Source organism: Ruegeria sp. CDSB136 (assembly GCF_059610965.1).
In genome coordinates, this window is the sequence record NZ_JBXWOP010000004.1 from 13,469 (window position 1) to 26,981 (window position 13,513).

A 13,513-nucleotide genomic window follows, 5' to 3' on the forward strand; every position below is an offset into this window, starting at 1 on the left:
TCGATGAGGGTTGGATTATATCCGGGAACCTTTGACCCAATCACCCTGGGACATATCGACATTATCCGCCGCGCCTCGGCCCTGGTGGATAAACTGGTCATCGGCGTTGCAATCAACCGCGACAAGGGGCCGTTGTTCTCGCTGGAAGAACGCGTGGCCATGATCGAGGCCGAATGTGCCCATCTGAGCGATCAGACCGGGACCGAGATCGTCGCCCATCCATTCGAAAATCTGCTGATCGTCTGCGCGCGCGATGTTGGCGCCCAGATCATTGTGCGCGGATTGCGCGCTGTGGCGGATTTTGAATATGAATTCCAGATGGTCGGAATGAACCGGGCGCTGGATGATACGGTTGAGACCGTTTTCCTGATGGCCGAGGCTCGACACCAGGCCATTGCCTCGAAACTTGTGAAAGAGATTGCCCGGCTGGACGGGGACGTATCGAAATTCGTTACGCCCCTCGTCAATGACGCCTTGCGCAAGAGGTTAGGCTAGGGCACCCATCGCGGCGGCAGTATCCAGCATCCGGTTCGAAAAGCCCCATTCATTGTCATACCACGCCAGAACCCTGACCAGTGTTCCGTCAGTGACTTTTGTTTCCGGCAGGGACACGGTCGAGCTGTGGGCATCGTGGTTGAAATCCACTGAAATCAGCGGACGGGTCTCGGCAGCCAGAACACCCGGGATCCTGGAAGCAGCACCCGTAAACAGCGCATTTACTTCGGCCTCCGTGGTTGGTCGCGACACCTCGGCGACCAGGTCAACGACCGACACATTCGGTGTGGGAACGCGAATGGCCTGGCCCGTCAGTTTGCCGGCCAGTTGGGGCAGCACGAGGCCGACAGCAGATGCTGCGCCCGTCGTAGTGGGAATCATCGACAACGCGGCGGCCCGTGACAGGTAAGGGTCCTTGCCTGCGGTATCGTGGACCGGCTGACTGGCCGTATAGGCATGCACCGTCGTCATGTTGCCATGCACAATGCCCAGCCCGGCATCCAGTGCCGCGGCAACAGGGGCCAGGCAGTTCGTTGTGCACGACGCGTTTGATACAACAGTGTCAGCGGCCGTCAGGTCTTTGTCGTTCACCCCAAATACGATTGTCTTGACCGCGCCATCACCGCGCGCAGGGGCCGAAATCAGGACCTTCTTTGAACCGTTTTCGAAGTGACGCGATGCAGCTTCGCGCGTGCGAAATACTCCAGTGCATTCAAGAACCACGTCCACATCGGACCAGTTCAGGTTTTCGGGGTCGCGTTCACTGGAAAGTCTGATCGGTCCGGATCCGACATCCAATCCGGCATCTGTCAACCGAACAGGCCTTGTGTAACGCCCATGGACGCTGTCGAATTCGAAAAGATGGGCGTTTATTTCCGGTTTTGCCAGATCGTTGATTGCCACGATCTCGACGTCTGTACGGCCTGTTTCCATGACCGCGCGCAACACACCACGTCCGATCCGCCCAAATCCGTTGATTGCCAGCTTTAGTGTCATTTTCTGCTCCGTCGATTGTGGGCCTGAATAAGGTTAGCGCTAACAAAGCCAGATAACAGGAAATGTCAAGTAAAACCTCTGTCAGCGCCAGAAAGCGAGCCAGTCGAGAAAGCTGTAGAGTTTTTTGGCAAGGAACAACAAATGTTCGGTTCCGAACAATGCAAAGTCGAGGAAGAAACCGCCGAGGATGAACAGGCCGAGCCAGATGGCGATTTGATTGGTCATTTGCGCACCGCAGGAAAAAGCCCGCCCAGATAACCTGAGCGGGCCAAAATGTTCAATAACAGTCGGCTGGTTTAGTTAAGACGACCCATTGCAACAGCGACATCCGCCATGCGGACAGAGAAGCCCCATTCATTGTCGTACCATGCCAGAACGCGGACCATACGTCCGTCGACCACGCGGGTTTGGTCCGGCGCGAAGATCGAGCTTTCCTCGGTGTGGTTGAAGTCGGTCGAGACCAGCGGCGCGGGTTCGTAGCCCAGAACGCGCTGCATCGGGCCTTGCGCCGCTTCCTGCACGATCGCGTTAACCTCTTCGACCGTGACATCGCGCGACGCACGGAAGCTGAGGTCCACGGCGGAAACGTTCGGTGTTGGAACGCGGATGGCTGACCCATCCAGACGCCCTTTCAGGTTGGGCAGAACCTCACCCAGCGCCTTGGCGGCACCGGTGCTGGTCGGGATCATCGACATGGCGGCTGCGCGGGCGCGGTACAGATCGCTGTGGCGGCGGTCCAGGGTCGGCTGGTCACCGGTATAGGCGTGGATCGTGGTCATGATGCCGTGTTCGATGCCGATGCCTTCGTCCAGTACCTTGGCAAGCGGAGCAAGGCAGTTGGTGGTGCAGGAGCCGTTGGAAACCATTTTGTCCGCAGCAGTCAGACCGTTGTGGTTCACGCCAAACACGATTGTCTTGTCGACGTTTTTGCCCGGCGCCGACAACAGAACTTTCTGCGCGCCACGGTCCAGGTGGGTCTTTGCTTTAAGACCGTCATTGAACTTGCCAGTGCATTCCAGAACGACGTCACAGCCTTCCCAGTCCAGTTCGCTCATATCGTAGGTCGAGAACATCTGCATCGGGCCGCGGCCCAAATCCATGGTGTTGCCGTTGATGGAAACGTCACGCGGGAAACGTCCGTGAATGCTGTCATATTTCAGCAGGTGTGCCGAGGTTTCCAGCGGTCCGGTGGCGTTGACCTTGATCACCTCGATGTCGTTACGGCCGGATGCCGCGATATGTGACAGGGTACAGCGGCCAATGCGGCCAAAACCATTGATACCGACCTTGATGGTCATATGACGTCTCCAAATGCGCTTGCTTTGGGGGCCATATAACGGTGAAAGCGAATTCTCAAAAGGGCAAAAATGGCATATTTTTAAGGTGTTAGCGCAAACCTCACGCGATTGCGCTAACGCTTGCGCTAGCCGTGAGATCGGGTAGGGTCTCGATTGCGGCAGGTGACAGGAAAGGAAACGCGATGAGTGGTCTGTTGGCCCTGTTGGACGATGTGGCAGGGATTGCCAAGGTAGCAGCAGCTTCGGTGGACGATGTGGTGGCTGCCGCCGGCAAGGCCGGGGCAAAGACCGCAGGGGTCATCATTGATGACGCGGCTGTTACTCCGAAATACGTGCAGGGCTTTGCGCCAGCACGGGAGTTGCCGATCATCTGGCGTATCGCGCGCGGCTCGATTTTCAACAAGATCATTCTGTTGCTGCCGGTGGCTTTGCTGCTGGCCAATTTCGCACCCTGGCTGATCACACCACTTTTGATGCTTGGCGGGTCATACTTGTGTTTCGAAGGGGCCGAAAAGATCTTTCATGTTCTGTTCCCGCACGGAAGCCACGCGATTGAACAGGATATGAGCGTGCGCGATCCGGGCCATCTTGAGGAACAGAAGGTCAGGGGTGCCATCAAAACCGATTTTATCCTGTCTGCTGAAATCATGACCATCGCGCTGGCGGCGATCGAGGCCCCGAACTTATGGATGCAGGCCGCAACACTGGCCGTTGTCGGGATCGGGGTGACGGTAGCGGTCTACGGCTCGGTCGCGTTGATTGTGAAAATGGACGACGTGGGACTTTATCTGGCGAAAAACGCCCCGACACCTATTGGCCGGGGGCTGGGCAGGGGACTTGTGCGGGCCATGCCTGCTGTGATGAAAACCTTGTCGATTGTGGGAACTGCCGCGATGCTGTGGGTCGGAGGTTCAATTGTAATCCACGGGATGGAAGTTCTTGGGTTTGGCTGGCTGGGCCACCACATCCATGATTGGGCCTATGCCATCGGTCATTCCGTGTCCGATCAGTGGGTTGGAGCGGTGGAGTGGATATCCAAGGCCACTATGGACGGCGTGTTCGGTTTGGTCTGGGGTCTGATCCTTATCCCGCTTGCAACCAAAGTGATAATGCCGATCTTTGGAAAGTCCGGATCTCACTGAAACCAAATGGAAAAGGGCGGCCAGAGCCGCCCTTCGCTTGTTTGTTCTGGTTGCGCTTAAAGGCCCAGAAGTTCCTTGACCTTGGCAACAGTAGCCTCGGCAGTAATACCGAAATGCTTGTAAAGCTCACCAGCCGGGGCCGAAGCGCCGAAGCTCGACATGCCGATGAAACCGACCTTGGCCTCGCGACCACGCTCGCCCAGCAGCCAGCGATCCCAGCCACCGGCGCGGACGGCGGCCTCTATGCCAACACGAACGGCACCTGCGGGCAGAACGCGTTTGCGATAGGCTTCGTCCTGTTCGGCGAACAGTTCCATGCAGGGCATTGACACGACACGGGTGCCGATGCCTTCGGCCTCGAGCATCGCCTTGGCTTCCATCGCCAGCGAGACTTCCGAACCGGTGGCGATCAGGATGGCCTGACGCTTGGCTTCCGCGTCGGCCAGAACATATGCGCCTTGTGCGGTCAGGTTTCTGGCCTTGTGGTCCTTGCGTACGGTGGGCACGCCCTGACGGGTCAGGGACAGGACCGAGGGGCTTTCTTTGAATGTCAGTGCCAGTTCCCAGGCTTCGGCTGTCTCAACCGTATCCGCGGGGCGGAACACGTAGGTGTTCGGTGTCGCGCGTGAGATCGCCAGATGCTCGACCGGCTGGTGGGTCGGGCCGTCTTCACCCAGACCGATCGAGTCGTGGGTCATGACGAAGACCGAAGGCACCTTCATCAGCGCAGCCAGGCGCATGGACGGGCGGGCATAGTCGGTGAAGGCCATGAATGTGCCGCCATAAGGGCGGATGCCGCCGTGCAGCGCCATGCCGTTCATCGCAGCGGCCATACCATGCTCGCGAATGCCGTAGTGAATGTAACGGCCCTTGCGGTTTTCCGGCAGGAACACGCCCATATCGGCGGATTTGGTGTTGTTCGAACCGGTCAGGTCCGCCGAGCCGCCCACGGTCTCGGTCATGATCGGGTTCACGACATTCAAAACCTTCTCGGACGAGGCCCGAGTTGCCAGTTTCGGCTGGTCTTCCGACATCTGTTTCTTGAACGAGCGGATAGCACCGGCCAGTTTTTTGGGTGCTTCAAACGCGTAGGCGCGGTTGAACTCGGCCTGCTTGCGTTCGGACAGTTGTGCAAAGCGCTCTTGCCACGCGGCGCGCTCGGTCGCGCCACGGGCGCCGATAACTTCCCAGGCAGACTTTACGTTGGCAGGGATTTCGAATGCGTCATGAGGCCAGCCGTAGCCGTCTTTTGCCGCCTTCAACTGATCCTGATCGGTCAGTGCGCCGTGCCCTTTGGATGTATCCTGCGCCGCATGACCCAGTGCGATATGGCTTTCACAGGCGATCATGGTCGGTTTGTTGGATTTCTTTGCCTGTACGATGGCGGCGTCGATAGCTTTGGGATCATGGCCATCGATTTCGATCACCTGCCAGCCCGAAGCCGTGAAACGGCGCACCTGGTCGGTGCGGTCGGCCATATCGACGGTGCCGTCGATGGTGATGTTGTTGTTGTCCCAGAACACGATCAGCTTGCTCAGCTCATGACGGCCGGCCAGAGTGATGGCTTCCTGGCTGACGCCTTCCATCAGGCAGCCATCGCCCGCTATCACGTAGGTGTAGTGGTCGACGACCTTCTTGCCGTAATGCGCGCGCTGAATTTCCTCGGCCATGGCAAAGCCGACGGCGTTCGAGATGCCCTGACCCAGCGGGCCGGTGGTTGTCTCAACGCCTTCGATCAGGAAATTTTCCGGGTGGCCCGCCGTTTTTGCGCCCAACTGGCGGAAGTTCTTGATTTCATCCAGCGTCACATCCGCATGGCCGGTGAGATACAGCAGTGAATAAACCAGCATCGAGCCGTGACCCGCCGACAGAATGAACCGGTCGCGGTCGGGCCAGTTCGGGGCTGACGCATCAAACTTCAGGTGCTTTTCGAACAGTACGGTCGCAACATCGGCCATGCCCATCGGCATGCCGGAATGGCCGGAATTGGCGGCGGCGACGGCGTCGAGGGTCAAGGTGCGGATGGCCGCAGCTTTGTCCCAGTGTTCGGGGTTGGCATTGCGCAGCGCAGTCAGGTCCACGGGCGTTGTTCCTTTGGGTTACAGGCAGGTTGCGCGCTCAATAACACTCAGCCCCCAAAGTTCAAGTGGAACCGGGCATTCCATGAGGTGGCCGCCTCAAGAAGACGATCCAAGTCGTTGAAAGCAAACAGTGGGTATTTTCCGGAACAATCCGTTAGACTAGGCACAGAAGTGGTTTGCATTGATTCGGACAAACCCGAGAGATAACAAACCTTGAAAATGAGGTGACAGGGGCATGAGCCAGATCGAAGAACTACAGCGTCGCCTGACCGCCGCGATGGAGCGGATTGGCGCGGGTGTAGCGGCCATTCAGGACACAGCACCAGCCAAAGAAGGCGCAGATGACGAACTGCGCGTCGCGCTTGAGGACGAGCGTGTGGCGAATGCGCAGTTGGAAGAGCGGCTGAAATCTCTGAAAGAACGTCACGAACATGAAGTCGACGCGATGCGCGCCGATATGGAGGCTTTGCGCAACGTTCCTGTTGATGACGCCGAGAAAACGGCACTGCGCCAACAACTTGCCGATGCCAATGACAGGCTGGCCTCGGTTGAAGCTGCGCGGGCAGAGCTTGCCGACGCCAAGGCTGCGCTGGACAACCGTGAGGAACTGGAGGCGCTGAAGGCCGAAAACACTCGGTTAAGCGCATTGAGTGGAAAGCTGCAGGAGCTTGAGGCCGAAAATGCCCGGCTGCTGTCAGAGATCGCCGACACCGAGCGTCTGGAAGAACTTAACGCCGAACTGGAAATGCTGAGGGCGGAACGGTCAAGCCATGGGGCCGCGATGTCGCGGTTGGATGACGACCTGCAGCGCATGCGCAAAGCCAACGAACAGTTGCGGCGTTCGGTTGATGAGTTGCGCGCCGCCGTGCAGGACGGTCTGCCGGATGCGGAGATGCTGAACCGCGCCACAGTTGCCGAGTTGGAAGCAACGCGTGCCGCTCAGGCGACGGATGCAGCTGAGGCGCATGCGGTTCTGGCACGGCTGGAACCTTTGTTGTCACAGGCAAAGCTGGCAGAAGGTGAGGTGGAGTGATGCCCGAAGTAACCATTCATATCGGTGGTCGTGGTTTTGACGTCTCGTGCCAGGAGGGTGAAGAGCAATTTCTGCAGGCAGCGGCCCAAATGCTGGACGACGAGGCTCAGGTTCTGTCGGACCAGATCGGGCGCATGCCGGAATCACGAATGCTGCTGATGGCTGGCCTGATGCTGGCGGACAAAACCGCCGGAACCGAAGAAAAGGTCAAATCCCTTGAGGCAAAGCTCGCCGAGTTCCAAGCGGAGCTAGAGACGCTGCGAAATGCACCACCGCCGGAACCCGAGCGTGTTGAAGTGGCAGTCGTGCCGCCATCGGTGACCGACACCTTGGGAGAACTGGCTGCGCGGGCCGAAGCGCTGGCGTCAATGCTGGAAGAGAAGTCCGCGGGATGAGAATGCTGCGCAATCTGGCATGCTTTGGACTGCTGATATCAGGATCGGCCGCTATGGCCGGGATCGACATATTATCAGTGACTTTCACCTGCGAAAACGAAGTGCCGCTGCATGTGAGCTACTTTAATTCGACCGATGGATCAGGTGCTGCGGCGGTCATGGTCGACAACACTCTGGTCGCCATGCGCCAAGTCGAAAGCGGATCTGGGATTCGCTACGAGTCTCTGGGGACAGAGGGAACGTATATTCTGCGTTCCAAGGGCTGGAACGCTTCGATCAGCTATCTGGCGGCAGGAAGCGCCGCCAGTGAGCAGGTCATTTATAAGGAATGCAGCAGCCGGTAAGCGCCGATCAGGCGTTTGCTTCGCGGATTTTGTCGGCTGCTTCCTTGTTGTAGCCGACGCCGTTTTCGTCAAACAGCGTGTCCAGTTCACCCGACAGGGTCATTTCTGTAACGATGTCACAGCCGCCCACGAACTCGCCTTTGACGAAAAGCTGCGGCACGGTCGGCCAGTCGGAATAGTCCTTGATGCCCTGACGCACTTCTTCGTCGGCCAGAACGTTCACGTCAGTATATTCCACACCCATGTAGTTCAGGACACCGGCCACGCGGGACGAAAATCCGCACTGCGGCATTTCCCTGGTGCCTTTCATGTACAGCACCACGTCGTTGGCTTTGACGGTTTCGTCGATCTGGGTCTTAACGTCGCTCATCTTGCTTGTCCTCTTCACCCGCATCCGGGGCGGTTGTTTCGTTTTGTGGGGCCTCTGGACCCCATCCTTCCGCTTCGAGCCGCCGATGCTCGGCCTGCGCCAAAGACAACGGATCCAGCCCGTATCTCTCTATTCCGCCCACCTGGCTGATTTCGCCCGGATCAGGACGCATATCGGCCAGCGAGCGTTTCTTGTTGCGCTTCAAATAGGCTTCAATCAGCGCTGCGGCAACAATCAATCCAACTACAATGCAAACGCCAAGCATCAGATCACTCATTTTCAGGCCTCCGCTGGGGTTTGCGAGTGATGACGCCGGGTCTGATCATTCCGGAATTTTTGTAGTCAAAGCCAGCGCGTGTAGCTCGCCATCCGGGCCGTCCATTTTGCCTTTCAACGCGGCGTAGACTGCGCGCTGTTGCTGCACTCTGTTCTTTCCGCGAAAGCTTTCGTCAACGACCATGGCAGACATATGAACACCATCATGCCCGCCAACCTGAATCTTCGCATCCGGAAAGGCTTCGCGCAGCAGGTGTTCGATTTCGTGGGCGCTCATCGGCATAAAGGTTACTCCTGAAGGTCTTTCCCAAGATGTAGAGCGATGCGCAGGGGCGTGCAAGGTGCCTCGGGGCGACCACGTTTACAAATCCCGCGCCCGGTCGCGCGCGCAGGATTTCTGAGTTTGGGATGTATGCAGGGTGGGCGTCAGGCCACCGCAGCGGCAAAGCTGCCACGGAAGATTTCCGCCAGTTCCGACAGCGGCGCTTCCGAACTTCCGATCCTGACAGCATCGCCCGTGAACCTGCCAACCGAGACCAGAGGGACACCGGCCTGACCGGCGGCGATCATCAGCGCCTCGGCCTGATCGAAGTTGCAGGCGACCAGATAACGGGCCTGATCTTCACCGAACAGGAACGCGGTCGATGCCTCGTCCAACTGAACGCCGACACCAGACGCTTCGGCCAGCTCGAAAGCGGCCAGAGAAAGGCCGCCGTCGGCCAGATCGGTACACGCCTTGATCATGTTGCGGTTGGTGCGGATGAAATCTCCGTTGCGGGCCTCGGCCGCCAGATCGACATGGGGCGCATCACCGTCCTCGCGGTTGAACACCTCGGCCAGCAGGGCGGACTGACCCAGATGACCTTTGGTTTCGCCGATGACCAGCGCTACATGCCCCTCGCGGACTTCGTTGCCGATGATCTCGTCAGAATGCAGCAGCAGACCCACCGCGCCTATGGTCGGGGTCGGCAGGATCGCCTGACCATCTGTTTCGTTGTAAAGCGACACGTTGCCGGACACGATCGGCATATCCAGCGCGCCAACGGCTTCGCCGATGCCCTGAATGGCGCCGACAAACTGGCCCATGATCTCGGGCTTTTCCGGGTTGCCGAAATTCAGGTTGTCGGTCGTGGCCAGCGGCTTGGCCCCGACGGCTGTCAGGTTGCGATAGGCTTCGGCCACGGCCTGCTTGCCGCCTTCAACCGGGTTGGCGCGCACATAGCGCGGGGTAACGTCCGAGGTGAAGGCCAATACCTTGTCAGTGCCATGAACGCGAACCATGCCAGCGCCCAATCCCGGTGTGCGGGTGGAATCCGCCATCACCATGGTGTCGTACTGTTCATAAACCCATTGCTTGCCCGCGTAGTTGGGAGAGGACAGCAGGGCCTTCAATCCGTCGATCGGATCGATCTGTGGCACGTCGGCCAGTTCCTCGGCCTCGGGCGTCGGCTCCCACGGGCGGTCATATTCCGGTGCGGTCGAGGACAGTTTCGACAGGACAAGGTCAGCTTTGACTTCGCCATTGTGCATAATCAGGAAGCGGTCTTCGGCAATCGTTTCACCAACGATTGCGAAATCCAGATCCCATTTTTCGAATACTGCACGAGCTTCGGCCTCAAGTTCCGGCTTGAGGACCATCAGCATCCGTTCCTGGGATTCCGACAGCATCATTTCATATGCGGTCATGTCTTCTTCGCGCTGAGGCACGTTTTCCAGATCCAGACGCACACCAAGGCCGCCCTTGTCGCCCATTTCAACAGCCGAACAGGTCAGACCGGCCGCGCCCATGTCCTGGATCGAAATCACCGCGCCGGTCTGCATCAATTCCAGCGTTGCTTCCATCAGACGCTTTTCGGTGAAGGGGTCACCAACCTGCACGGTGGGGCGTTTTTCTTCGATGGTGTCATCGAATTCAGCCGAAGCCATTGTCGCACCGCCAACGCCATCGCGGCCGGTTTTGGCTCCCAGATAAACGACAGGCATACCGACGCCCGATGCGGCAGAATAGAAGATCTTGTCGCTGTCAGCGAGGCCGGCGGCGAACGCGTTCACAAGGCAGTTGCCGTTATAGGCAGGGTGAAAACGGACTTCGCCGCCCACACAGGGCACACCGAAACAGTTGCCGTAGCCGCCAATCCCTTCAACCACGCCGTTGACCAGTTGGCGTGTCTTGTGGTGGCCCGGCTCTCCAAAGGACAGTGCGTTCATCGACGCAATGGGACGCGCACCCATGGTGAATACATCGCGCAGAATGCCACCCACGCCGGTCGCCGCCCCTTGGTAGGGCTCGATATACGAGGGGTGGTTGTGGCTTTCCATTTTGAAGACGACGGCCTGACCGTCGCCGATATCCACCACGCCCGCATTCTCACCAGGGCCGCAAATGACCTGAGGCCCCGAGGTGGGCAGCGTGCGCAGCCATTTCTTCGAGGACTTGTAGGAACAGTGTTCGTTCCACATGGCCGAAAAGATGCCAAGCTCGGTAAATGTCGGCTCGCGCCCGATGATCTCCAGGATCATGTCGTATTCTTCGGGTTTCAACCCGTGTGCTGCAATCAGATCCGGGGTGATGGCGGGCTCTTGCATGGTTTGTCCTGTGTCCGAGATGGCCGAGATTGCGCGCCTTTTAGGCCATGGGCGCGCCCGTGGGAAGGGTCAAGACCGCGCAGGGCGCAAGAACCGGGCCGAAAGCTAGGAGGAGAGCAATTACCCGGGCAAAAAAGAACCGGCGCGGTGCGCCGGTTCTTCAAGAATTTGGTCCAAAACCCGACAGCTAGGGCAGCTACCGCGCGCAGAGCTTATCAAGCACCACCTTGCTGCTTGTTCAACGAGTCAGCAGCGGCGGCGCCAACTGCGGCCTTTTGCTCTTCGGTCAGGGTTTCCGCCTCTTCCAGGCCGGGGATCGCAACACGGACTTCGCGGCGGGCAAAGTCGATTCCGTTTTCGTTGAAGGCAGCCTTGACCCGGTTGAAGATTTCCTTGCGCAGCGTGAACTGCTTGCCCGGTTTGGCCATGAACTTGCCTCGGATGATCATCCCGACATCGTCAAAGTCGAACACACCCTGAGATTTGAAGGGCTGCAAGAAACCTTCCTTGTGAGTTTCGTCCGCCATCATATCGGCCCCGATCTTCTTGAAGATCTTCTTGACCTTGTTGGGGTCAGTGTCGAATGGCACCGTGAACTTCAGTTTCATGATGACCCAGTCACGGCTGAAATTCGTCAGCTTCTGAATTTCACCATAAGGGATCGTGTGAACCGGCCCGCGGTGGTGGCGCAATTGCATCGAACGGATCGAGATCTTTTCGACGGTTCCCATAGTGCCGCCCACATCCACGTATTCACCAACGCGGAAGGCGTCATCGATCAGGAAGAAGATGCCGCCGACAATGTCGGCAACCAGCTTCTGCGCACCAAAGCCGATGGCCAGGCCGAGAACACCGGCACCGGCGAGGAGCGGCGTGATGTTGACGCCCAGTGCCCCGAGCGCCAGCAGGCCGAAGATGACGGCAATCGTCACCTGCGCGGTGATGCGCAGCAATGGCAGAACGGTCGCCAGACGCGAGCCGCCCGCACCGCCGCCTTCGCCACCGGCTTCTTCGTCCAAAGCTTCGGCGGCTGTCTGTTCTTTGGCCAGACGACGGTTGATCCAAAGCGAGACGACCTCGTTCATGATATAACCGACGGCAATAATCAGCAGAAACTCGATCACGGCCCCACCAACTTCGGCGCCGATGCCAGCGGAAGCGACATGCCGCAAATCCAACTGCCATGCCTGCGCAATCATCATCACGACAAACAGGCCTGCCAGAACACGGCCGATGCGGATATAGCTGCGCTTGGTCGACCGATAAGCGCGTTCGGCAAGCGGGCCTTCGCCGGACATCGGCGGTTGCAGATGGCGCACCAATCCACGGATCAGAGTGTCGAGGGCGGGTGCAATCAGCAACCAGAACATAGTCGTGAAATGCGGGCCTTTGACCAACAGCGCCAGGATTGCCGGGTCGCGCTGTGCGGCAAGGTACTCGACCAGCAGCCAGGTCACCGCCGAAACGCCGATTGCGAAGTACGGATAATATTGCGCGACTTCTTCATCGAATTTTGTGTGATCCGGATCGGTGCCCAGCATCATCTGCGACAGGCCCTCGCGCGCGGTCCAGGCGATCACGCCAATGTAGATATGAATAGCGCTATTTAGCCAGAAACCGATGCGGGTATCGCCGGGAGTGATACCGTTCAAACCATTAAAGCGGACAACGAACAGCGTAACCCCAATCAGGATCAGCAAACCAATCAGATTCCGATGCAGGTATTTTGCCCAGTGATCGTCAATGTTGACCAGTCTGAATTTTGGGTTGTTTGGTGCCATAATGAACCGCGACGCCGCCGCGCCCAATCGCGGGATCCAGATAAGATAGAATACGAAAGGGCCCGCAAATTTGAGCTGCTCGGGTGTCAAAAGGATCCGGCCCAGAGTCCGGATGACGATATAAAAAACAATCAACCCGGCGATCTCGCGGCAAAACCGGCGGAACAAAAAGCTCACGGCACCCCAAAGGTCGGCCTCATCCCCGACTTCGGTGTGTTTGTGCCATCTTCTGGTTAAAATATCGAACAACTTTTCAGCTATGAATCCCACAACCAGAACGCTTGCGACCAGCCCGATCAAAGTAAGCACACCGGTCGATCCGAGAGTTTCGGAAAAGTTGCTAAATGCTTTAACCTGCGCGCTGAAAATGTTTGGAAGTGTCGTCAGAACATTAGTCCATGAGGCAACCATCGCCGCCCATATTTCGTTGATTTCGGTCAGCGGGTCTTCCTGTCCTTCTGCCTCCTTGGCCCTCTTCTCGGCTACGGCATCCAACCGCTCTAACAAAAGGGCGCGCACCTGATCGTCAGACATGCGCGCAACCAAATCGTCCACCTGCTCGGGGCTCAGGTCATCAGGAACGACCGGGGCCGCCACCGTAGAGGATGAGCCTGTGTCAGACTCCTGAGCCAGCGCCGTACCCACAATAAACACGGATACGATCATCGCCAGCATTAGGCGAAGCAGATTGAACATGAGATTTCCCTCGAAAGTAG

The 13,513-nt window shown here is 58.2% G+C and carries 14 protein-coding genes; 5 read left to right on the forward strand and 9 right to left on the reverse strand.

The window, feature by feature from the left end:
* Positions 1-3: 3 nt before the first annotated feature.
* Positions 4-495, forward strand: a complete 492-nt coding sequence (coaD, locus tag AC2FIR_RS05560) for a pantetheine-phosphate adenylyltransferase (protein ID WP_496762012.1) — start codon at positions 4-6, stop codon at positions 493-495.
* Here the strand turns inward: coaD and gap (AC2FIR_RS05565) are convergent.
* The 3 genes from gap (AC2FIR_RS05565) to gap (AC2FIR_RS05575) form a co-directional block, all read right to left on the reverse strand.
* Positions 487-1,491, reverse strand: coding sequence for a type I glyceraldehyde-3-phosphate dehydrogenase (gap, locus tag AC2FIR_RS05565; protein WP_480910388.1), 1,005 nt, complete (start codon positions 1,489-1,491; stop codon positions 487-489). The two genes, coaD and gap (AC2FIR_RS05565), sit on opposite strands and share 9 nt — an antisense overlap.
* Before the next feature lie 81 nt (positions 1,492-1,572).
* Positions 1,573-1,716 (reverse strand): hypothetical protein, encoded by a 144-nt coding sequence (locus AC2FIR_RS05570; protein WP_170616853.1) that lies wholly within the window; start codon positions 1,714-1,716, stop codon positions 1,573-1,575.
* A gap of 71 nt (positions 1,717-1,787) precedes the next feature.
* Entirely contained in the window at positions 1,788-2,789 is a 1,002-nt protein-coding gene (gene gap, locus AC2FIR_RS05575) for a type I glyceraldehyde-3-phosphate dehydrogenase (RefSeq protein WP_170816535.1), read from the reverse strand.
* Between the two features lie 182 nt (positions 2,790-2,971).
* On the opposite strand from gap (AC2FIR_RS05575), the gene AC2FIR_RS05580 reads away from it, so the two are divergent.
* Entirely contained in the window at positions 2,972-3,931 is a 960-nt protein-coding gene (locus AC2FIR_RS05580) for a DUF808 domain-containing protein (RefSeq protein ID WP_170616857.1), read from the forward strand.
* A 56-nt stretch (positions 3,932-3,987) separates the two neighbouring features.
* Here the strand turns inward: AC2FIR_RS05580 and tkt are convergent, their stop codons facing one another.
* Positions 3,988-6,012, reverse strand: coding sequence for a transketolase (tkt, locus tag AC2FIR_RS05585; RefSeq protein WP_170616859.1), 2,025 nt, complete (start codon positions 6,010-6,012; stop codon positions 3,988-3,990).
* A 235-nt stretch (positions 6,013-6,247) separates the two neighbouring features.
* Between tkt and AC2FIR_RS05590 the strand changes: the two genes are divergently transcribed.
* From AC2FIR_RS05590 to AC2FIR_RS05600, 3 genes are read left to right on the forward strand one after another with little or no spacing between them, the layout of a single operon-like run.
* Complete coding sequence (locus AC2FIR_RS05590; RefSeq protein WP_480910395.1) at positions 6,248-7,045, forward strand: coiled-coil domain-containing protein; 798 nt, start codon at positions 6,248-6,250, stop codon at positions 7,043-7,045.
* Entirely contained in the window at positions 7,045-7,440 is a 396-nt protein-coding gene (locus tag AC2FIR_RS05595) for a cell division protein ZapA (RefSeq protein WP_170616863.1), read from the forward strand. The genes AC2FIR_RS05590 and AC2FIR_RS05595 overlap by 1 nt, the downstream gene beginning before the upstream one ends.
* A 2-nt stretch (positions 7,441-7,442) precedes the next feature.
* The gene (locus tag AC2FIR_RS05600; protein WP_496762015.1) at positions 7,443-7,784 is read left to right on the forward strand and encodes an MliC family protein; all 342 of its coding nucleotides are present in this window, start codon (positions 7,443-7,445) and stop codon (positions 7,782-7,784) included.
* A 7-nt stretch (positions 7,785-7,791) separates the two neighbouring features.
* Here AC2FIR_RS05600 and grxD read toward each other — a convergent pair whose 3' ends face one another.
* The 5 genes from grxD to AC2FIR_RS05625 form a co-directional block, all read right to left on the reverse strand.
* Complete coding sequence (grxD, locus tag AC2FIR_RS05605; RefSeq protein ID WP_496744183.1) at positions 7,792-8,154, reverse strand: Grx4 family monothiol glutaredoxin; 363 nt, start codon at positions 8,152-8,154, stop codon at positions 7,792-7,794.
* Entirely contained in the window at positions 8,141-8,431 is a 291-nt protein-coding gene (locus tag AC2FIR_RS05610) for a hypothetical protein (protein ID WP_480523940.1), read from the reverse strand. The genes grxD and AC2FIR_RS05610 overlap by 14 nt, the downstream gene beginning before the upstream one ends.
* A gap of 45 nt (positions 8,432-8,476) precedes the next feature.
* Positions 8,477-8,713 (reverse strand): BolA/IbaG family iron-sulfur metabolism protein, encoded by a 237-nt coding sequence (locus tag AC2FIR_RS05615; protein ID WP_170676953.1) that lies wholly within the window; start codon positions 8,711-8,713, stop codon positions 8,477-8,479.
* A 143-nt stretch (positions 8,714-8,856) separates the two neighbouring features.
* Positions 8,857-11,016 (reverse strand): phosphoribosylformylglycinamidine synthase subunit PurL, encoded by a 2,160-nt coding sequence (gene purL / locus AC2FIR_RS05620; protein WP_496744181.1) that lies wholly within the window; start codon positions 11,014-11,016, stop codon positions 8,857-8,859.
* A gap of 215 nt (positions 11,017-11,231) precedes the next feature.
* Complete coding sequence (locus AC2FIR_RS05625; RefSeq protein ID WP_496744179.1) at positions 11,232-13,493, reverse strand: mechanosensitive ion channel family protein; 2,262 nt, start codon at positions 13,491-13,493, stop codon at positions 11,232-11,234.
* Between the last annotated feature and the right edge of the window lie 20 nt (positions 13,494-13,513).